The following is a 17,524-nucleotide window of genomic DNA, read 5'->3' as shown; positions in this document are numbered from 1 at the left end:
TGAGAGCCCGCCATGAACGAACCAAACCAAGCCGTTGAGTCCAGCAACCCGGAAGCCTTTGCCCGTGGCTTGGCCACGCGGCGGGAGGTGATGGGGGATGCGTTTGTGGATGCTGCTTTTGCCGGGGCGAATGCCTTTACGGCACCGCTTCAAGAGCACATTACCCGTGCGGCATGGGGCGATGTGTGGCAACGCCCGGGGCTGGACCGCAAGACGCGCAGCCTCATTACCGTGGCCATGCTCACAGCACTAGGCAAGCAGAACGAACTCAAAGGCCATGTGCGCGGCGCACTGAACAACGGTGCCACGGTGGAAGAAATTCAGGAAGTGCTCTTGCACGCCACGGTGTACTGCGGTGTGCCTGCTGCAGTGGAGGCGTTCCGCTCCGCAAATGAAGTGGTGAGCGTGCAGAAATAAGCCGCGCCAGCCGTAGAAAGCTTTAGTCGTTGGACAGTAGCTCTGCGGGCTGAACGCCCAGCGAGTCGGCGAGTGCTACTAAAACCAGCAGGGTGGGGTTGGCAGAGCCGGATTCGATACGGCTCAGATAGGTACGGTAAATCCCGCATCGCTCCGACAGAATCTCCTGAGACAACTCAGCTTCCTGCCTTAACCCCTTGATACGTTGCCCGACGATGCGTTTGTAATTGATCTTATTTTTTGTCACCGACGCAGTGTCCGAGGAATGCGTTTTCTTGCAAACACATTCATTCGCACAAGCGACGACGGTGGGGGCGCGGGACATGGTGGAGGAGCAATTGCTTCCAAAGACACCATCGTCTTTCCCTCGTGCAAGCCCGTCAGTACGCTGGCGCGCCCCGTGGCTAAATAAAACCGAGCAACAAATCGCGCGCTGCGCCGGGCTCCGTCCTCTGGCAGATTTCCTCTTCGCAGAGGTTGAACACTTGCACATTCGGAGGCAAATGTTCAGAGATCAAATCGACATACCTGCTCAAACCGACGGAGACCGTCTTGGTCGCAGGAACCTCAATCGGTTCATGCAGCAGGGGTTCCATGCCGAATAGCTTGCTCATGTCGCGCAGCTTGCGCGCCGCCGTTTGCAGCGCGGTGTTATCCCCCTCCAGCATTTGCATCACATGCCCGTTGGCAAACAGTGTGATTCCGTACAAGTCCTCTCCATAACCCGATCCATACGCTGCCTGCACCACCGGGGGCAGGGCCATCCCATATTCATCCACCAACGAACCTTTGAAAATCCAACGGGCATATGCCATTCACGTGTACCTCATTCTTGTCTTTCGGAATAGCTATGAGGGCACTGTAGAAAACAGGGATCGTCACCGGAACACACTCATTCGTACACGCTTTGCCTTTGCCCAGGCAAGTGGGGGGGCACTGGTAGCCGGATTTTGGTGAAATGTGGCTCTGGCGCCTACAGAGCATGCGCGAGTAGCTACTTTTTTTGTAGCGTTTGTGCCATGCCCCAAGAGGCGGCGTGGGCTGCCATCAGCAGCTGTGTCCAGTCGCTCTGGTCCGCCTGCCAGAAACCCAGGCCACGTTCATGGGCGTGGGGCATGGAGGTCAATAGCCCCGCTGCACGTTGGGGTGCGCGTCGTGCCATGGCCAGCGCCACCAGGCAGCCTGCGGCGGGTTCCTCTTGCTCAGCGTCCCGCACCATGGTGCGGGCCAGAGTGCCCAGACTGCCGACCAACAGCGCCACATCACAACCCAGGGCCAGCCAGGCATCGCGTTGGGTATCCCAGGGGAAGGCGGGTACGCCGAGTTCCAGGGTCTTGGCCACTTGGTTCTGGATGGCAGCGCCCGGCGTACCCAGGCTGGCCATGGTGCCGCCCAGTTGCACTGCCAGAGCGTCTGCACTGCTGTGTGCCAAGCGCTGCAAGGCCCGTTTTAAGGGCGCAGCTGCAGTGGGCTTGTTGGCTTTGCGTTCGAGATGGTCTACGCAGTCCTGTACATAGCCTCGGGTGACAGCTAGCACCTGGCGGGTCATGAGCGCCATGGTGGTGTCCACCAGGTCTTGCTTGGTGCAGCCGAAATGCACAAAAGGCACCGCCGCCGGGTTAAACAGGCCCACGGTTTCGCGCAGGCTCTTTACCAAGGGCTGGGCCAGGCTGCCGGTGGCGGCGCTGTCGCGCACAATCTTCGGAGCGTCAAACAGCTCCACTTTGCAAGTGCCGACGATAGAGACGGCGGCCTCGGCAGGAATCAAACCTTGGTCGGCCTGGGCCTGCGCCAAAGCAGCTTCTACCCGCAGCATGGCCGCCACAAAGCGCTGTGCCCCGAAGGAATCCAGCACTTCGGGGGCATACAGAAAGTCGTCAAACACACTGCTCATGGCGGGCGGGCTCTTCTTGGTATCAGGCGCGAGCCTGGCGCAGGCGCATCTGGTTGGGCAGGGGGACCGAGCGGCGCAGCACATCTTCGCCCAGCCACAGGGCAGCGCGACGCGCGCGGGCAGCCACGGTTTCCAGCGGCATTTGCTGGTAGTCGTCGTTGAATACCTCAAAGCTGTAGTCACCGCGGTAGCCCAGCTGGTGCAGCTTGAGCACGAGTTCCGCCAGAGCCTCGCTGTGCACGCCTTCGCCGGGGAACACGCGGAAGGTGCGCGCCGTGGTGATGCGCTCCTCGACCGTTTTGATTTCGTTCCACATGAAGTCAGCCAGCTGCACCAGAAAGATCTTGCTGGGGTCCAGGATCTCCAGCTCGTCCAATGGGGTCTTGGTGGCAAACAGGTGGAAGGAGTCAAAGCCCAGACCCAAATTGGGCATGTCGGCTTGGCTAATGAGGTCCCACGCTTGGGGAAACTCATTCACGTTGCGGCCCCAGGACAGGGCCTCGAACGCGATTTTGATGTTCATCGGAATTGCCAGCATGGCCAGCTTGCGCAGGTCCTGCACCAGTTTGTCGGTGTCACCGGTGGCGTGGGTGGAGGTGCTGGAGCAGGCCAGCATGACGCGGCAGTCCAGGGCCGCGCACATCTCCATCATGCTTTTGGCGATGTCGACCTTGTAGTCATGCAGGTGGCCGGAGAGGCCCTCAAAGTCGCGCAGCACCTGAAAGCCGGTCACGCGCAGGCCGCTGTCCTTGACCTCTTGCACCGCGGCGCGCCAGCCCTCGGGGTGGCTTACCAGGTCACGGGCCAGCAGCATCACCTGGGTAAAGCCGGCCGCCTTCATGGCGTCCAGCTTGGCCTTCAGGGGCCCGGCCAGCGTGATGGTGTCCATCCCGAAGTCGTCAAATTTGCCTTCAAATTGGCTCATGGTGTTCAGCCCCGAGTGTGGTGAACCAGCTCAAACATGGCATTGCCCATGGTGGGGCGGGTGAGCGCGCCCTTGCTGTCTTGCGCCGGGTCTTTGCTGGGCACAAAGTCCACACCGCGCTGGCGCAAGGCTGCCACGGTAGCTTTCACATCCGGAGTGCCCAGGCCCACGCGCTGGAAGCACTCGTCGTCTTCCACATCCAACACACCGGGCTCCGGCTCGATGAGTTGGAGGTAAAAGGTCTTGCAAGGGCTTTGCAGAATGCGCCCCTTGGGCAGGATGCCGAAGCGGGTTTCTGGCTCCAGGGCGGTAAAGCCGAAGAGGGCGCTGTAAAACTCGGTCCAGTCGTCGCTGCGATCGTTGCCGATGTACTGCACCACGCCGAAGAAGTGCAGGCCGGTGATGGCCGGCGGGTTCTTGTCGACTGCGGGTACGGGCGTGAAGTCCACGTCGTAAATCGAGAATTCGCGGTGGCGGTCCACAAAGTAAATGCGGCTGTTGCCCACGCCATGCACCGCGGGAATATGCAGCTCCATCACTTCGACCTGCACTGGCACAGCCCAGGCGCCGCGTGCCAATGCGCGCTTGTAAGCTGCAGACGCATCTTGCACCCGCAGGGCGATGGCGGCGATCACCGGCTTTTCGGTCAGCGCAGCACCCCGGCCGTGGGCGTTGACGATGACGTTGATATCGCCCTGGCGGTAGAGCAGCACTTCACGCGAGCGGTGGCGGGCGATGGGACGGAATCCCATGGCTTCCAGCACCTGGCCCAGCGCCTGTGGCTTGGAGGTGGCGTACTCGATGAACTCAATGCCTTCCAGACCCAAGGGGTTGGGGCCTTCGTCAATGTGTTCGCGGTCTGCGCCGCTGGGGCGTGGGGTGTTGGCCATGGGATCTCCCGGTCGTCAAATGGTGAAGTAAAGCTAAACGGTGGCAGTTGTCGGCGCGGCACTGGTATGCGCACCGCCCAAAAACAAACGTTCAATATGCGGGTCCGCCAGCAACTCTGATGCCGGCTTTTGCAGCACCAGACGACCGGATTCGAGGGCAATGGCTTCGTCTGAAATCTTGAGCGCACTTTTCACGTTTTGCTCCACCATCAGCACTGTGGTGCCCTGGTCGGCGAGCTTGCGCAAGAGCTTGAACACGTCTGCCACCACCATGGGTGAGAGGCCGATAGAGGGCTCGTCAATCAATATGACCTTGGGGCGCAAGAGCAGGGCGCGGCCGATTTCCAGCTGCTTTTGCTCCCCGCCTGAGAGTGCGGAAGCCGGTGAATGCAGGCGCTGGCTCACCCGGGGAAAGAACTCGAGCACTTCAGGAATGCGCTCGTGGGTCGTCCTCATGCCCAAGGTAATGCCGCCCAGCTCCAGGTTCTCAAACACGCTGAGCTGACCGAAAAGGTTGCGGCCCTGGGGCACAAAAGCAATGCCTTGTGCGAGCAGTTGCTTTTGGCTTGCGCCCGCCACGCTCACGCCGTCGAGCAGGATGTCGCCCTGGCGTGGTTTGAGCAAACCAAACAGTGCTTTGAGTACCGTGGATTTGCCCGCGCCGTTGGGCCCGAGTAACAGGGTGATGGTGCCGCGCTTGGCCTTGAAGGACAGGTCGTTCAGGATCATGAAATCCTTGTAGCCGGCCACCACGTCTTTGAATTCAATGCAGGTGTCTGTGGTCATGCGTCAGCTCCCGAGGTAAGCGTCAAGGACTTGTTTGTTGTTGCGGATTTCTTCGGGGGTGCCGATGGCCAGCACCTGGCCCTCCACCATCACCATGATGCGGTGGCACAGGTCCATCACAAAGTCCATGTTGTGCTCGATGACGACGAACGAGCTCTTCTTGCCGAATTTGGGGTTCTGGTTGAGCTCCTTGAGCAGGGTGCTGATGCCACCTACCAGGCTGGGGTTCACGCCGGCGCAAGGTTCGTCCAGCAGCACCAGATCGGGCTCGCTCATGAATGCCATGGCAATGTCCACCAGCTTTTGCTGGCCGTAGGACAGTTCGCCCGCCTTTTTGTCGGCCACATGGCGGATGCGGAACTGGTCGATCAGCGCATCGGCCTTGGCGCCCAAACCGGAGTCGGACGGGGCGAACATGCGGCTGAGCATGGAGCCTTGGTGCTCTTGGGCGGCGACGATCAGGTTGTCGCGCACGGTCATCTTGCCGAAGACCTGCAAGGTCTGGAAGGTGCGGCCCACACCGCGGCGGTTAAGTTCCAGCGGACCGGAGTGGGAAACGTCCTGGCCGTTGAGTTCGATCTTGCCTTCGTCCGGCGTGATCTGGCCCAGCATGCTGTTGAACAGTGTGGTCTTGCCCGAGCCGTTCGGGCCAATGACCCCGAAGATTTCTCCGGGCATGACTTCGAAGGACACACCGCCAACGGCCTGAATGGCGCCGTAGGCCTTTTTGATGTTGGTAACTTTAAGCACGGGTTGGCTCATCATCGGGCTCCCTGTTGTTGGGCGGCAGCGGCACGGGCGGCGCTGGCTTCACGGGCCTGGCGTTTGGCCTTGATGCGGTCGGGAATGCTCAGCAGTCCATCGGGCAACCAGATCATCAGCAACACCACCGCAGAGCCAAACACAAAGAGGTACCAGGCCTGCGCAAAGCGCAGCCATTCGGGCAGGATGACGCCGACGGCAGAACCCAGCAGCGGGCCCAAGAAATAGCCGGGACCACCGACCACCACCATCAGGTACATCATGATGGAGGCACCCACGGTGAAAGGCGCCGGTTCAATGAACTGCACCAGGGACGCAAACAAAGCGCCTGCCACACCGGCGTAGACGGCGCCTATGGCAAAGCTCAGCAGCGTGTAGCTGCGGGTGTTGATACCCAGGCTTTCGGCGCGTATGGGGTTGTCCCGCAACGCGGTAAATGCCTTGCCCCAGGGGCTGCGCAGCAGGCCCCATTGCAGGGCACCCAGAACGACGGCGGTGCCCAGCACAAAGTAGTAGTACGCGAGGTTGCCTTCCAGGGAATAGCCGAAAAGAGAAGGTCGGGCGATGTTGTTGATGCCGAAAGTGCCGCCGGTCAGCCATTCTTCGTTGCGCATCACCAGCCAGACGGCCGTGTTGAAGCCCAGCGTGGCAAAGGCGAGGTAAATCGTCTGCACCCGCAATGCCGGAAAGCCCAGTGCGATGCCCACAAAAAAGCAAATCAGCGCAGCAGCAGGCAAGCCCAGCCAGAAGCTGAAGCCCGCTTTCATCAGAATGGCCACGGTGTAGGCGCCTATGCCGAAGAAAGCCGCATGCCCCAGTGACTTCTGGCCCGCGTAACCCACGGTGAGGTTCAGGCCCATGGTGGCGATGACAAACACCAGCCAGTAAGACAGCAGGTAGATGCCGTAATTTTTAAGAAAAGGCGGTGCAGCGAGCAGCAGGATTGCGCAAGCAGCTATCAAAATGAGAGTAATTTTTTTCATGAGGGTGTTCCGGTGGTACTCAGACTTTGCGTTCCACTTTTTTGCCCAGCAGCCCTTGCGGCTTGAACAAAATCACGACCATGAAGATCACCAACGCCACCGCGTCTTTGTAGGCGGGGGAGATGTAGGCGGCAGCCAGGTTCTCGCACACGCCGACGATGAGCCCGCCCAACAGCGCGCCCCGTGAGTTGTTGAAGCCGCCAATGATGGCTGCGAAGAAAGCCTTGTTGCCCAGCGATTCACCCATGTCGAACTTGGCAAGGTAGGTGGGCGTGACCAGCAATGCGGCCGCGACAGCCAGCACGGCATTGATGGCAAAGGCGTAAAAAATCATGCGGGGCACGTTGATGCCCAGCACCGACGCGCTTTCGGTGTTTTGCGCCACCGCCTGCATGGCCCGGCCGGTGACCGTCTTGGTCATGAAGGCTTGCACCACAAAGACGAGGATCAGCGCTACCGCAAAGGTGCCCACATCCGCCAAGGTAATGGTCACACCGGCGATGTTGAAGAGCTTGTCTGCAAACAGGCTGGGGAAGGGGTGGGCTTCGGCGCTGTAGCCGGCGCGCAGCCCGTTGCGCATGGCAATGGACAGGCCGATGGTGGCCACCACGATGGGCATCATGCCGAACTTGAACAAGGGGTCGACCAAGCCGCGTTTGAACACCCAGCCCAGCAGGAACACGGCCAACACGACCGTCATGGCGAAGCTCACCGCCAGGGGTGCGCCAATACTCATGAAGCCCAGCATCATGAAAGCGGGCAGCATCACGAACTCGCCCTGGGCGAAGTTGATGGTGCCGCTGGCCTGCCACAACAACGTAAAGCCGAGGGCTGCCAGTGAATAGATGGCGCCGGTGGCCATTCCACTGAAGAAGAGTTGAAGAAAGTCGGTCATTCGGAGTCCTTGGTGCGCGGTGCCAGCCGGGGAACTGGTGGTTCGCCAGCCCCCTGAAGAGAAAGCCCGCCTGGTCCGCTCGGGTGGCTGTGCCAGAGCGAGCAGGGGGCTTCAGGCCATTACTTCTTGGCCGGTGCAGCGGGCTTGGCAGCGGCTGCGGGTTTGTTGACAACGATGGGGTTCAGCGGGGGCAGGGTCGCTACCACCACTTGCTGGCCGTTTTTCACCTCCACCAGGAAGCTTTCGCGGTCCAGATCGCCGTTCTGGTCAAAGGCCACGTTCATCAGGATGCCGGGTTCTTTGTCGGTGGTCACCACCAGGCTGTGCAGCGCGTTGGCTACGGCCTTGCGGTCCAGCTTGCCGACCTTCTCAATCGCGGCCTTCAGGGTGTAAATGCCGGAGTAGCCCTTCATGCCGTTGTGGTCGGAGATGTATTTGTACTCACGTTCGAACTTGGCGCGGAAGGCACGCACGGCGGGGATGGGGGCGTCCACCGTCAGGCCCACGTGAGCGACGGCGCCGTTGGCGGCTTCGCCGGCCAGTTCAATGACCTTCTGGCCGGTGAGGGTGGTTTCACCGACGATGGGCTTGTTCCAGCCTTGCTTGCGCAGTTCGCGCAAGGCACGGGCGGACTCTTCTTCGTTGGTGTACACAAACACGCCGTCGGCATTGCTCTGCTTGGCCTTGAGCACGGCGGCAGAGAAGTCCACTTGGCCGGCATCGGTCGAGATTTCGGCTGCGATCTTGGTGCTGGAGTTGGCCAGCGCCTTTTTGATCATGTCCAGGCCGCCTTTGCCGAAATCGTTGTTCACGTAAATGATGGCAATGTTCTTGAGCTTGGCCTGATCGCTCATGTAACGGGCCACTTTGGGCATGGCAGTCGCTTGGGTGAAGCTGGTGCGGAAGATGTAGGGGTTGCCTTGGGTGGTGATGCTGGCTGCCTCGCCACCGGTGAAGTTGGGGATCTCCGCTTTGCGGCTTTCGGCCATGGACACCATGATGGAGCCGGAGAACACGGGGCCGAAGATGGCGAACACGTCATCGTCCACTGCCTTCTGTGTCAGGCCCTTGGCCACACCGGGGTTGGACTGGGTGTCAGAGGTGATGGTCTGGATCTTCTTGCCCAGGATGCCGCCGGAGGCGTTGATCTCTTTCACGGCCAGTTCCACACCATTTTTGAAGTTGGTGCCGGCGGATGCGCCACCACCAGACAGCTCGACGATATTGGCGATCTTGATCACTTCCTGGCTGAAAGCGCTGCTAGCGCCCATCAGCATTGCGCAGGCAGCTATCAATTTGAGAGTGTTCCGTTTTTGCATGGTGTCTGTCTCCTGTTATGGCGTTCGGGTGGGGGTAGACCGTCTGTTCGCTAGTCGTACGAATGGTGCGGTTCGAAGCGGACTTTAGCTATTCGCTTGTGTGAATGAAAGCGAAGAATCGCCAGATCGAGCGTTTGTCGTACTGCAAAGATCGATAATCGTTCGTTTTGCGGGTAAGCACTAGGCTGACACCGTTTTCCAGACCTCCAGAATCAGCGCCCATGACTACCGAACTTGCCCTGCGCCCGCCTGTTGTGGGGATTGACGCACCCGCCCTGGACAAAAAGGATTGGATTGCCGGTCTGGAAAAAGGCTTGGGCCTGATTGAGGCCTTCGATGACGCCCACCAACGCATGACGGCCAGCCAGGCCGGTGAGCGCTGTGGCATGACCCGCACCGCCGCCCGGCGCTATCTGCTGACCTTGCAGTACCTGGGCTATGTGGCGAGTGACGGCAAGTTGTTCTGGCTGACGCCGCGGGTGCTACGTATCGGTCAGTCTTACCTGGAGTCGGCCCGTTTGCCCCGCGTGGTGCAACCCTTCTTGCAGAGGGTGACTGCGGGTACGCAGGAGATAGCGTATGTGAGCGTGCTTGACGGGGACGAGATCGTCTACATCGCCCGCAACGGCAGCAACCGCCCCATGAGTACCGGCTATGTGTTGGGTTCGCGGGTGCAGGCGCAGGTGACGTCTGCGGGCATGCTGATTCTTGCGATGCGCGATCCGGCTTGGCTGGAGGACTGGTTGCAAACCCGGCAGTTCAAGGCCTACACCTCGCACACCATTGCCAGCAAAGATCGCATGCGCGTGGAGCTGGCCCGCATACGGCAGCAGGGCTGGGCTGTCTCAGAGCAGCAACTCGAAATGAACTACCGCGGCGTGGCGGTGCCTTTGATTGACCGACACGGCGCCCTGATGGGCGCGCTCAACGTCACCATGCCCATGGGCAACGAGAGTACGGATGATGCGGTGCGCCGTGTCCTGCCGGTATTGCAAGAAACCGCTCGCGCCATGCGCAACCTGATTTAAGCTGCGCCGGGCGTTTGTAGCTGGGCCTGCATGTCCGGCACGTACTGGGTGCTGACCCACTCAGAAATGACCTGGGTGGTCATGGACTCCGGGTGGCCGGCTTCTTCACTGACCCGCGCTACTTCCTCGGCGGAAGTGACCACGCTGATGAACATTTGCAGCAAGGCCTGCATACCACCGGTGGACACTGCGGTGTCTCCCAGTTGCTTCAGGGCGGTCCACGCGTCGGTTTCAAAAGGGGCTGGGGTGAATCGGGTGGTCATGGTGTGCCTTTATTGATGCAGTGAAGTCTAGCTTCCCTCCAGGAGCGTTCTGGTGGGTAATATGACTTCATGAACCAACGAAGGCTCCCTTGGCTGACCGCTGTGTTGCTGGGTCTGTCGGCCCTTGCATCTGCTCAGGATCGTGTCAAACCGGAAGGGTCAGGCAAACCTATGTTGGCAGATGTCATCGACATCGCGCCTTGGGGGCATATAGGGCCAGAGGGGCAACCGGTGGGTGTGTATGTGAGCCTTTTCAAACGCTTGTCTGATCTGAGTGCCTGCCCATTAGAACCAAGATTGACGCCCATCCCCCGTGCAGTGACAGAAGTCACTCGCAACGTAGCGCAGGCGACCATCATGCTGGATCGCGCGGACTTGAACGCGGGTGCGGTGGAGTTGGGTGAAGTAACCCGACTGCAAATAGAAGTGTGGCTTCCCAATGGTAGCAAGCTGCGCAGCTTGGACGACCTGGTCGGCAAAACTGTCGGAGTGCTGCGGGGCCCGACTTACCACGAAGCTTTTGATCGCGACCCGCGGATCAAGAAAATCCCTGTTACCAGCCCCATCAACCAATTGGAGATGCTGTCCAAAGGCCGCTTGGATGCAGCCATTGGTGTGCGCGAGAACTTCATTTCAGCGATGGGTTCCGCCAGTCTAAGGTTTGAAACATTTGCTTCACCTATTGTTCTTGAGCAACGTAAGGTCAAGCTGTGGGTGTCTCCCAGTATGAGGGACACACCTTGCGCGGTCCGATTAGCCAAGGCTTTAACGGAGGTACGGCGCAATGGCGAAGTGGACAAAATGTTAAGAGACATCATCAGCTATAGCCCCGGCGAAAGCCTGAAGGCGAAGTAAGCTCAGCGTGTTAACTGCCGTTTTGTATTTTCATGACTTCGTCCATCTTTCTTCCAAGCACCGATAAGGCCAATCCGCGTACCGAAGCTGCATTGGCGCGCCTACGCAAGGCAATGGCAGAGATTGAGGCCGATATAGCAAGCCACCAGGGCGTGTACCCCTTCAACCACGGCAGAGTGACCCAAAGTGAGTTGTGTCGCCGGGCGGATGTCAAAAAGGCCACTCTACAGACGCCGCTGCATAAAGACACCACCCGGGTCCAGATTCTTGCGTGGCTTGATAGCGTGACTGCAGGTCTGACTGTCACCCGTGATGCCACCCGAGAAAAGGTCACTGCGGCTGCAGACACGCTAGCCGCTGAAGTGCATCGGTTGGAAGCCGAGCTTCAGGCGGCTTTGTTGCAGCTGGGGCTGGCCGAACAACGGATTAAGGTGTTGGAGGTGGAGAGGGCGGAGTTGATGTCACGCCAGCTAGATCAGCGTATCGGGTCAACCTGAATGCTTATGCCAAGCCAACGATTCGTTGGTTTGGCTAGGTGTTTTCCTTTAAACCACCTGCGCGTCTTCGACCAGCAGTCTTGCCTTGAAGGTGCCCTTATGAATGCGGAATGCTGCGACGCTTTGGACCAGTTCCTGGGCGCGTGCCCGCAGACTGGCCGCTGCTGCAGACATTTCTTCTACCAAGGCAGCGTTTTGCTGGGTGGTTTGGTCCATATGAACGACGGCCTCTCCAATCTGGGACACCCCGGAGGCCTGTTCCGAGCTGGCCGCACTGATGGAGTCCATCAGATCGGCTACCTGTTGAATGGCCTGCACCACGTCATGCATGGTGGTTCCAGCTTGTTGCGCCTGGTCGCTGCCGGTGGATACCCGGTCCACACTGGCTGAGATCAAGCCCTTGATTTCCTTGGCAGCTTCGGCGCTGCGTCCTGCAAGCGAGCGTACTTCACTGGCCACCACGGCAAAGCCGCGACCTTGTTCCCCTGCGCGGGCCGCCTCCACAGCTGCATTGAGGGCCAGGATATTGGTCTGGAAAGCGATGCCGTCAATGACACCGATGATGTCTGCAATGCGCTGCGACGACTGGTCTATGCCTTGCATGGTCTGCACGACTTGCGCCACCACCTCGCCACCTTTGCGCGCGATGCCGGAAGCAACATGCGCCAGACGGTAAGCTTCGCGGGCGCTGTCTGCGTTCTGTCGTACGGTGGCACTGAGCTGCTCCATGGAGGCGGCGGTTTGCTCTAGGGCGCTGGCCTGTCGCTCTGTGCGCGACGACAGGTCGCCGCTGCCACTTGCGATTTGTGTGCTGCCGCTTGCAACGCTCTCCGAGCCCTCCCGCACCGTCCCGACCATCATTTGCAAGGCGTCCTGCATACGGGCCATGCCGGCCATCACGCTATCCGGGGCGTGGGCGGGCACCATGATGCGTGTCGTCAAATCACCCTGTGCCACGGCATTGGTGATGGACAAGACCTCGGCGGGTTCACCACCGAGTTGCCGGTGGAGCGTCCGGATCATGAAATACCCGAGCGCTATGGCAATCAGCAGGCCACTCAATATAGCCGTTAGGCAGACCGCTCGTATCCAGGCAAAGTAGGCCACACCGGATTCGTATTCCTGTTTCGAAACGGCGTACTGGATTCCGTTGAGTTGCTCAATTTTTTCCATGACAGGGGCCATCTGGCGGACCACGTGGTCGTTGTAGACCATGAGTGCCTTGCCATGGTCCCGGTCTGCCAGGGCGTTGCGCATGGGGCGTAAAGCCTGGTCCAACAAAGATCGATAGAGCGCTGAAAACTCTTTGGCCAACGCAGTTTCTTCCGGGGTCAGGTAGGTCGCCTCGTACGCCTGCCAGGTTGTGCCGATTTGTGTGGCGTTGCGGTCAAACTCGGCAATCTGGCCGGTTGTGTGCGCGGGCTCGGGGTTCATCACACTGTCCATCAGAACGATCCGGTTGCGTTGCAACAGTCGCGACACTTCACCTAGTTGGCCCAGTGCAATGACGCGGTCCTCATACACGGTTTTCAGTGAGTCATTGGATGCTGCCAGGCCCTGCAGGCCGAGGCCGCCGATGCCAAGTAGCAAGCATCCTAGGATGCCGATGATCCACTGAAGGCGGGTCGCGATTTTCCAGGCTTTCATATGCACGGTCTCCCTACAAACAAAGGAGCGGCATGCCCGATGGTCCAACGGATGTCCGCCGGTCGCCGCCTCCCGTCAGCAATAGGTGCACAGCTCCGCCTTGGTGGTCTATGAGCTGCTTGTGTGCTGCATTTTGGTGCATTGATATGAAAAATGCACCATTTCGATACGAATTTAGGGAATTTTCAGGTTTTCAGCCGGACATGAGCTTGTGCACCGGGTCTGCGGTGGTTGATGCCTTGTACTTGCGCATCAGTCGTGCGCGGTAGATTTCCACGGTGCGGTGGCTGATCTCCAGCGTTTTGCCGATCTGCTTGGAGGTCTGACCCTGCATGAGGTAGGCCGCAACTTCCCGCTCCCGGGGGGTGAGTTCCGCGCGCACCGGACGCAGGGCGCTCAGGTCCTCGAAAGTCCAGATGCCGGCTTCGTGCGGGGCGCTGGGGTTCAGGGCCCTGCCGCTCACGTGGCACCAGAAGGTTTCGCCCTTGAAGCGGCCGTCCAGCCGTTTCATGATCCGGTCATCTGCGTAGGTTCCATTGCGGTTCAGCAAAGGGGCCATGCGCGCACCGAGGCGCTCGAATTCGTCCGCGCTGGGGTACAGCACCTGGAAGGACTGGCCGACCAACTGGTCTTTACCGGCGCCGAACATGTCGCAGAGTTGCTGGTTGCAATCGATCATGGTGCGGTTGCGGGACAGCGCCAGCCCGACGGGCGCGAGGTCAAAGGCTTGGCGGTAGTCAATATCCATGCGGTTTGCAGTGAGGGAAAGGCTTTACGGGGAACTACGTATCCGGTTACGTAGTATCGTAGCGGCCATGTTGTTTCTATCCATATAGGAGATACGCGCAGTGAACAAGATTTACCCCAGCGCCGCCGCGGCGCTTGAAGGCATCATCCAGGACGGCCAGTTGCTGGGCGTGGGTGGTTTCGGCCTGTGCGGCATTCCGGAGGCCTTGATTGACGCGCTGCGCGACAGCGGCGCCAAGAACCTGACCGCCATTTCCAATAACGCCGGCGTGGACGGTTTCGGTCTGGGCAAACTGCTGGAGACCCGCCAGATCAAGAAAATGATTTCCAGCTATGTGGGTGAGAACAAGGAGTTCGAGCGCCAGTACCTGGCCGGCGAGCTGGAGTTGGAGTTCACCCCCCAGGGTACCTTGGCCGAGAAGCTGCGCGCCGGTGGTGCGGGCATTCCGGCTTTCTTCACGAAAACCGGCGTGGGCACCATGGTGGCCGAGGGTAAAGAGCTGCGCGAGTTTGATGGCCAAACCTATGTGATGGAGCGCTCCCTGGTGCCGGATGTGTCGCTGGTCAAAGCCCATCGTGCCGACAAGTCGGGCAACCTGCAGTTTCGTTTCACTGCGCGCAACTTCAACCCGGCCGTGGCCATGGCCGGAAAAATTTGCGTGGTGGAGGTCGAAGAGATTGTTGAGACCGGCGCTATCGCCCCGGACCATGTGCATTTGCCGGGCATTTATGTGCACCGCATCGTCCTGAATGCTTCGCCCGAGAAGCGGATTGAAAAACGCACGATCACAGAGAAAGCAGGAGTCTGAACATGAGCTGGAATCAAGACCAAATGGCTGCCCGTGCGGCCCATGAGTTGGAAGACGGGTTTTATGTGAACCTCGGTATCGGCATTCCTACCTTGGTGGCCAACCATGTGCCTGCAGACAAAGAGGTGTGGCTGCAAAGCGAAAACGGCATGCTGGGCATAGGCCCCTTCCCGACTGAAGACGAAGTGGATGCTGACCTGATCAACGCCGGCAAACAAACAGTAACCACCATCAAGGGCAGCAGCATCTTCGGTTCGGACCAGAGCTTTGCCATGATCCGTGGCGGCAAGATCAATCTGTCCATTCTCGGCGCCATGCAAGTGAGCGAAAAGGGTGATCTGGCCAACTGGATGATTCCCGGCAAGATGGTCAAGGGCATGGGCGGTGCCATGGACTTGGTGGCCGGCGTGAAGCGTGTGATCGTGCTCATGGAGCACGTGGCCAAGAAGAAAGACGGCACCGAGGACCTGAAGATTCTGCCCAGCTGCACCTTGCCCTTGACCGGCGTGGGTGTGGTGGACCGCATCATCACGGACCTGGCTGTCATGGACATCACCCCCGAAGGACTGAAGCTGGTGGAGTTGGCTCCCGGCGTCACCCGCGAGGCTGTGCAGTCTAAAACGGGTGTGACCCTGCTCTAAGCCGGGGGTTCTAGCGGGTAAGATGCTGCGCAGTGTCAAACCCCGGGGAAAACATGTCCAGAGCGCTTAAATTTCTGATGTTCATCTACTTCGTGGTCTTCGCGACCACGGGGGCTTTCATGGTTCTCATCGTGAATGCGGATGAAACCTCCCAACCCTGGATTGCGCTCCTGGTGCGCAACCACGCCATTGTGTATGCGTGGCATTTGGGCTGCTGGATGGTGATGGGCATGTTTACCAACTACTACTGGGATTTGTTTAACCTCGGCAAGGGGCTGGAGTCCATGCAGGCATTGCGCATTGGTTTGCCTTTGCTGGTGTCTCCGTTTGTGTTCATGCCGGTGTACAACCTCTGGCTCGCTTCCAGCTCACAGAGCTACATGTTGTTTGCCGTGATTGCTATCCAGAGCGGCTTCTTCTGGCAGGCCCTGTTGACCAAGGTTGCGCCTTTGGACCGGGCACCTTCCATTCCATGGTCGGTGAACAATGGCGTGAACCGCAATGCGCGCGCCAGCAACCCGCAAGGGCCTGAGCTGAGCTGATCAGATTGCTACAGAAAAAAAGCGGGGCCTCGGCCCCGTTTTTTTTCGTCTGACTGTTGCTTTATCAATGCGCTCCAGCTGCTGCCTCGGAGGCACCTGCACCGCTACGGGCCGGGCGTGAGAGCCATACCAGCGGGATCAGCAATACGAAGATCATGGCCGATGCGTAAAACACGTCGTTTGCAGCCAGCGTTGCTGCTTGCTGATCGATCATGCGGTTGATCTGGCTGAAGGCTTGCTCTGCACTCAGGCCCGCAGCGTTCAGGCCTGCCAGGGCACTGTTGGAGGCGGTGCTGCCGCGGTTGATCATCTCGGTGAGCTGGGCGTGGTGCAGGGCGGTACGGTCCTGCCATACGGTGACCGAGATCGAGGTACCGAAAGATCCGAACAACACCCGGCAGAAGCTGCTCAGGCCCGAGGCGGATGCAATCTTGTCACCCGGCAATCCACCCAGAATGATGCTGGTGAGCGGAATGAAGAACAGCGCCAGCGCAATGCCCTGGATCAGCGTCGGAATCATCATCGTGTTGAAGTCCGATAGCGTGCTGAAGTGCGAGCGCATCCAGAGCACCAGTGCAAACACCAGAAAGGCCACGGTAGCCAGCCGGCGGGTATCGAACTTGGCGATGTTCTTGCCGATGATGGGCGACAAAATGATCGCAAACAGACCTACCGGTGCCATCAGCATGCCGGCCTGGGTAGCCGTATAGCCCATAAAGCTTTGCAGCCACAACGGCAGCAACACGATGTTGCCCATGAACAGGCCGTAGGCAATCGACATGGCCACCGTGCCGGTCAGGAAGTTGCGCACCTTGAAGAGCTTCAAGTCCACCACCGGGTGGTCATCGGTCAGTTCCCAGGCAATCAAAAAGGCAAACGCAATCACCGACACCACGGTCATGATGATGATTTCTTCGGAATGGAACCAGTCCAGCTCCTTGCCGCGGTCCAACATCAGCTGGATGGCCGTCACACCAATCACCAGCAGTGCCAAACCGACCGTGTCGATCGGCAGCTTGCGGGTAGGTGTCTCGCGCTTGTGAAAGATGGTCCAGGTGATGAAGCCTGCAATGAAACCGATGGGCACGTTGATGAAAAAGATCCATCCCCAATGCGCGTTGTCCGTGATCCAGCCGCCCAACAGTGGACCCATCACAGGGGCTACGAGCGTGGTCATGGCCCATAGTGCCATGGCGAGACCCGCGAGGGCCGGCGGGTAGCTGGAGAGCAGCAGGGTCTGCGCCAGCGGCATCATGGGGCCCGCAACAAAGCCCTGCAACGCGCGGGCACCGATCAGGAAGGGCATGTTAGGGGCAATGCCGCACAACCAGCTGGAGAGCACAAACAGCAGCACGCTGGTGACGAACAGCCGCACCTGGCCGAAGCGCTGGGACAACCAGCCGGTCAGGGGCAGGGCAATGGCGTTGGCCACACCGAAGCTGGTGATGACCCAGGTGCCCTGGTTAGAGCTGACACCGAGATCGCCGGCAATGGCGGGCAGAGACACGTTGGCAATCGACGAGTCCAGCACGTTCATGAACGTGGCGGCTGACAAGGCAATCGTGCCCCACAAACGCGCCGATCCCTGCAAGGGGGCCGGCGCAGCGTAGGCGGGAGCGCTCAT

General features: G+C 59.6%; 21 protein-coding genes. 7 read left to right on the top strand and 14 right to left on the bottom strand.

The genetic code is table 11. From position 1 onward, the window contains the following. Positions 1 to 12 precede the first annotated feature (12 nt). A complete protein-coding gene (pcaC, locus tag ACOAP0_RS02640) occupies positions 13 to 417 on the top strand; it encodes a 4-carboxymuconolactone decarboxylase (RefSeq protein WP_498375705.1) in 405 nt (134 codons plus the stop codon). A 22-nt stretch (positions 418 to 439) separates the two neighbouring features. Here pcaC and ACOAP0_RS02635 read toward each other — a convergent pair whose 3' ends face one another. From ACOAP0_RS02635 to ACOAP0_RS02590, 10 genes are all read right to left on the bottom strand, one after another. Beyond that, positions 440 to 742, bottom strand: a complete 303-nt coding sequence (locus ACOAP0_RS02635) for a helix-turn-helix domain-containing protein (RefSeq protein WP_087494363.1) — start codon at positions 740 to 742, stop codon at positions 440 to 442. Positions 743 to 821: 79 nt separating this feature from the next. Beyond that, the gene (locus ACOAP0_RS02630; protein ID WP_498375707.1) at positions 822 to 1,232 is read right to left on the bottom strand and encodes a hypothetical protein; all 411 of its coding nucleotides are present in this window, start codon (positions 1,230 to 1,232) and stop codon (positions 822 to 824) included. A gap of 179 nt (positions 1,233 to 1,411) precedes the next feature. Then, the gene (locus ACOAP0_RS02625) at positions 1,412 to 2,311 is read right to left on the bottom strand and encodes a lyase family protein (RefSeq protein ID WP_498375708.1); all 900 of its coding nucleotides are present in this window, start codon (positions 2,309 to 2,311) and stop codon (positions 1,412 to 1,414) included. 22 nt (positions 2,312 to 2,333) lie between these two features. Further along, on the bottom strand, positions 2,334 to 3,236 hold the full coding sequence (locus ACOAP0_RS02620) for a sugar phosphate isomerase/epimerase family protein (RefSeq protein WP_498375709.1): 903 nt from the start codon (positions 3,234 to 3,236) through the stop codon (positions 2,334 to 2,336). Positions 3,237 to 3,241: 5 nt separating this feature from the next. After that, on the bottom strand, positions 3,242 to 4,126 hold the full coding sequence (locus ACOAP0_RS02615; protein WP_498375710.1) for a 4-hydroxyphenylpyruvate dioxygenase: 885 nt from the start codon (positions 4,124 to 4,126) through the stop codon (positions 3,242 to 3,244). Between the two features lie 33 nt (positions 4,127 to 4,159). Next, positions 4,160 to 4,912, bottom strand: coding sequence for an ABC transporter ATP-binding protein (locus tag ACOAP0_RS02610; protein ID WP_498375711.1), 753 nt, complete (start codon positions 4,910 to 4,912; stop codon positions 4,160 to 4,162). Between the two features lie 3 nt (positions 4,913 to 4,915). After that, complete coding sequence (locus ACOAP0_RS02605; protein WP_498375712.1) at positions 4,916 to 5,674, bottom strand: ABC transporter ATP-binding protein; 759 nt, start codon at positions 5,672 to 5,674, stop codon at positions 4,916 to 4,918. Beyond that, the gene (locus ACOAP0_RS02600) at positions 5,674 to 6,657 is read right to left on the bottom strand and encodes a branched-chain amino acid ABC transporter permease (protein ID WP_498375713.1); all 984 of its coding nucleotides are present in this window, start codon (positions 6,655 to 6,657) and stop codon (positions 5,674 to 5,676) included. Before ACOAP0_RS02600 ends, ACOAP0_RS02605 begins: the two co-directional genes overlap by 1 nt. A gap of 19 nt (positions 6,658 to 6,676) precedes the next feature. Beyond that, the gene (locus ACOAP0_RS02595; RefSeq protein WP_481872827.1) at positions 6,677 to 7,552 is read right to left on the bottom strand and encodes a branched-chain amino acid ABC transporter permease; all 876 of its coding nucleotides are present in this window, start codon (positions 7,550 to 7,552) and stop codon (positions 6,677 to 6,679) included. Between the two features lie 119 nt (positions 7,553 to 7,671). Beyond that, on the bottom strand, positions 7,672 to 8,871 hold the full coding sequence (locus tag ACOAP0_RS02590) for an ABC transporter substrate-binding protein (RefSeq protein ID WP_087494354.1): 1,200 nt from the start codon (positions 8,869 to 8,871) through the stop codon (positions 7,672 to 7,674). Between the two features lie 221 nt (positions 8,872 to 9,092). On the opposite strand from ACOAP0_RS02590, the gene ACOAP0_RS02585 reads away from it, so the two are divergent. Then, positions 9,093 to 9,899, top strand: coding sequence for an IclR family transcriptional regulator domain-containing protein (locus ACOAP0_RS02585; protein WP_087494353.1), 807 nt, complete (start codon positions 9,093 to 9,095; stop codon positions 9,897 to 9,899). Here ACOAP0_RS02585 and ACOAP0_RS02580 read toward each other — a convergent pair. Beyond that, on the bottom strand, positions 9,896 to 10,162 hold the full coding sequence (locus tag ACOAP0_RS02580; protein ID WP_087494352.1) for a hypothetical protein: 267 nt from the start codon (positions 10,160 to 10,162) through the stop codon (positions 9,896 to 9,898). The genes ACOAP0_RS02585 and ACOAP0_RS02580 overlap by 4 nt on opposite strands. 69 nt (positions 10,163 to 10,231) lie before the next feature. Here ACOAP0_RS02580 and ACOAP0_RS02575 point away from each other — a divergent pair, with 69 nt between their 5' ends. Further along, positions 10,232 to 11,017 carry a substrate-binding periplasmic protein gene (locus ACOAP0_RS02575; protein WP_498375714.1) on the top strand — a complete coding sequence of 262 codons (786 nt, stop codon included), beginning with the start codon at positions 10,232 to 10,234 and terminating at the stop codon, positions 11,015 to 11,017. A 32-nt stretch (positions 11,018 to 11,049) separates the two neighbouring features. Continuing rightward, a complete protein-coding gene (locus ACOAP0_RS02570; RefSeq protein WP_498375715.1) occupies positions 11,050 to 11,514 on the top strand; it encodes a hypothetical protein in 465 nt (154 codons plus the stop codon). A 48-nt stretch (positions 11,515 to 11,562) separates the two neighbouring features. Here ACOAP0_RS02570 and ACOAP0_RS02565 read toward each other — a convergent pair whose 3' ends face one another. Continuing rightward, positions 11,563 to 13,161: a methyl-accepting chemotaxis protein gene (locus tag ACOAP0_RS02565; protein WP_498375716.1), complete on the bottom strand. Its 1,599-nt coding sequence runs from the start codon at positions 13,159 to 13,161 to the stop codon at positions 11,563 to 11,565. 193 nt (positions 13,162 to 13,354) lie between these two features. Further along, positions 13,355 to 13,909 (bottom strand): LuxR C-terminal-related transcriptional regulator, encoded by a 555-nt coding sequence (locus tag ACOAP0_RS02560; RefSeq protein WP_498391304.1) that lies wholly within the window; start codon positions 13,907 to 13,909, stop codon positions 13,355 to 13,357. Positions 13,910 to 14,009: 100 nt separating this feature from the next. Between ACOAP0_RS02560 and ACOAP0_RS02555 the strand changes: the two genes are divergently transcribed. Genes ACOAP0_RS02555 through ACOAP0_RS02545 form a run of 3 tightly spaced genes read left to right on the top strand, consistent with a single transcriptional unit; the run spans position 14,010 to position 15,900 of the window. Further along, positions 14,010 to 14,717 carry a CoA transferase subunit A gene (locus tag ACOAP0_RS02555; RefSeq protein ID WP_498375719.1) on the top strand — a complete coding sequence of 236 codons (708 nt, stop codon included), beginning with the start codon at positions 14,010 to 14,012 and terminating at the stop codon, positions 14,715 to 14,717. Between the two features lie 2 nt (positions 14,718 to 14,719). Continuing rightward, positions 14,720 to 15,358 carry a 3-oxoacid CoA-transferase subunit B gene (locus ACOAP0_RS02550; protein WP_087494343.1) on the top strand — a complete coding sequence of 213 codons (639 nt, stop codon included), beginning with the start codon at positions 14,720 to 14,722 and terminating at the stop codon, positions 15,356 to 15,358. A gap of 53 nt (positions 15,359 to 15,411) precedes the next feature. Then, positions 15,412 to 15,900 (top strand): hypothetical protein, encoded by a 489-nt coding sequence (locus tag ACOAP0_RS02545; protein ID WP_157673050.1) that lies wholly within the window; start codon positions 15,412 to 15,414, stop codon positions 15,898 to 15,900. Positions 15,901 to 15,964: 64 nt separating this feature from the next. Here ACOAP0_RS02545 and ACOAP0_RS02540 read toward each other — a convergent pair whose 3' ends face one another. Further along, the gene (locus ACOAP0_RS02540) at positions 15,965 to 17,524 is read right to left on the bottom strand and encodes a DHA2 family efflux MFS transporter permease subunit (RefSeq protein WP_498375720.1); all 1,560 of its coding nucleotides are present in this window, start codon (positions 17,522 to 17,524) and stop codon (positions 15,965 to 15,967) included.

This window comes from Curvibacter sp. Hmag1.1 (assembly GCF_059769165.1).
This window is presented reverse-complemented; position numbering and strand designations above follow the sequence as displayed.

What these genes read in the sequence shown, in the direction of transcription:
- pcaC (WP_498375705.1), top strand. Translation starts at nt 13, where the DNA reads ATGAACGAACCAAACCAAGCCGTTGAGTCCAGCAACCCGGAAGCCTTT.
- ACOAP0_RS02635 (WP_087494363.1), bottom strand. Translation starts at nt 742, where the DNA reads ATGTCCCGCGCCCCCACCGTCGTCGCTTGTGCGAATGAATGTGTTTGC.
- ACOAP0_RS02630 (WP_498375707.1), bottom strand. Translation starts at nt 1,232, where the DNA reads ATGGCATATGCCCGTTGGATTTTCAAAGGTTCGTTGGTGGATGAATAT.
- ACOAP0_RS02625 (WP_498375708.1), bottom strand. Translation starts at nt 2,311, where the DNA reads ATGAGCAGTGTGTTTGACGACTTTCTGTATGCCCCCGAAGTGCTGGAT.
- ACOAP0_RS02620 (WP_498375709.1), bottom strand. Translation starts at nt 3,236, where the DNA reads ATGAGCCAATTTGAAGGCAAATTTGACGACTTCGGGATGGACACCATC.
- ACOAP0_RS02615 (WP_498375710.1), bottom strand. Translation starts at nt 4,126, where the DNA reads ATGGCCAACACCCCACGCCCCAGCGGCGCAGACCGCGAACACATTGAC.
- ACOAP0_RS02610 (WP_498375711.1), bottom strand. Translation starts at nt 4,912, where the DNA reads ATGACCACAGACACCTGCATTGAATTCAAAGACGTGGTGGCCGGCTAC.
- ACOAP0_RS02605 (WP_498375712.1), bottom strand. Translation starts at nt 5,674, where the DNA reads ATGAGCCAACCCGTGCTTAAAGTTACCAACATCAAAAAGGCCTACGGC.
- ACOAP0_RS02600 (WP_498375713.1), bottom strand. Translation starts at nt 6,657, where the DNA reads ATGAAAAAAATTACTCTCATTTTGATAGCTGCTTGCGCAATCCTGCTG.
- ACOAP0_RS02595 (WP_481872827.1), bottom strand. Translation starts at nt 7,552, where the DNA reads ATGACCGACTTTCTTCAACTCTTCTTCAGTGGAATGGCCACCGGCGCC.
- ACOAP0_RS02590 (WP_087494354.1), bottom strand. Translation starts at nt 8,871, where the DNA reads ATGCAAAAACGGAACACTCTCAAATTGATAGCTGCCTGCGCAATGCTG.
- ACOAP0_RS02585 (WP_087494353.1), top strand. Translation starts at nt 9,093, where the DNA reads ATGACTACCGAACTTGCCCTGCGCCCGCCTGTTGTGGGGATTGACGCA.
- ACOAP0_RS02580 (WP_087494352.1), bottom strand. Translation starts at nt 10,162, where the DNA reads ATGACCACCCGATTCACCCCAGCCCCTTTTGAAACCGACGCGTGGACC.
- ACOAP0_RS02575 (WP_498375714.1), top strand. Translation starts at nt 10,232, where the DNA reads ATGAACCAACGAAGGCTCCCTTGGCTGACCGCTGTGTTGCTGGGTCTG.
- ACOAP0_RS02570 (WP_498375715.1), top strand. Translation starts at nt 11,050, where the DNA reads ATGACTTCGTCCATCTTTCTTCCAAGCACCGATAAGGCCAATCCGCGT.
- ACOAP0_RS02565 (WP_498375716.1), bottom strand. Translation starts at nt 13,161, where the DNA reads ATGAAAGCCTGGAAAATCGCGACCCGCCTTCAGTGGATCATCGGCATC.
- ACOAP0_RS02560 (WP_498391304.1), bottom strand. Translation starts at nt 13,909, where the DNA reads ATGGATATTGACTACCGCCAAGCCTTTGACCTCGCGCCCGTCGGGCTG.
- ACOAP0_RS02550 (WP_087494343.1), top strand. Translation starts at nt 14,720, where the DNA reads ATGAGCTGGAATCAAGACCAAATGGCTGCCCGTGCGGCCCATGAGTTG.
- ACOAP0_RS02545 (WP_157673050.1), top strand. Translation starts at nt 15,412, where the DNA reads ATGTCCAGAGCGCTTAAATTTCTGATGTTCATCTACTTCGTGGTCTTC.
- ACOAP0_RS02540 (WP_498375720.1), bottom strand. Translation starts at nt 17,524, where the DNA reads ATGAGCGCTCCCGCCTACGCTGCGCCGGCCCCCTTGCAGGGATCGGCG.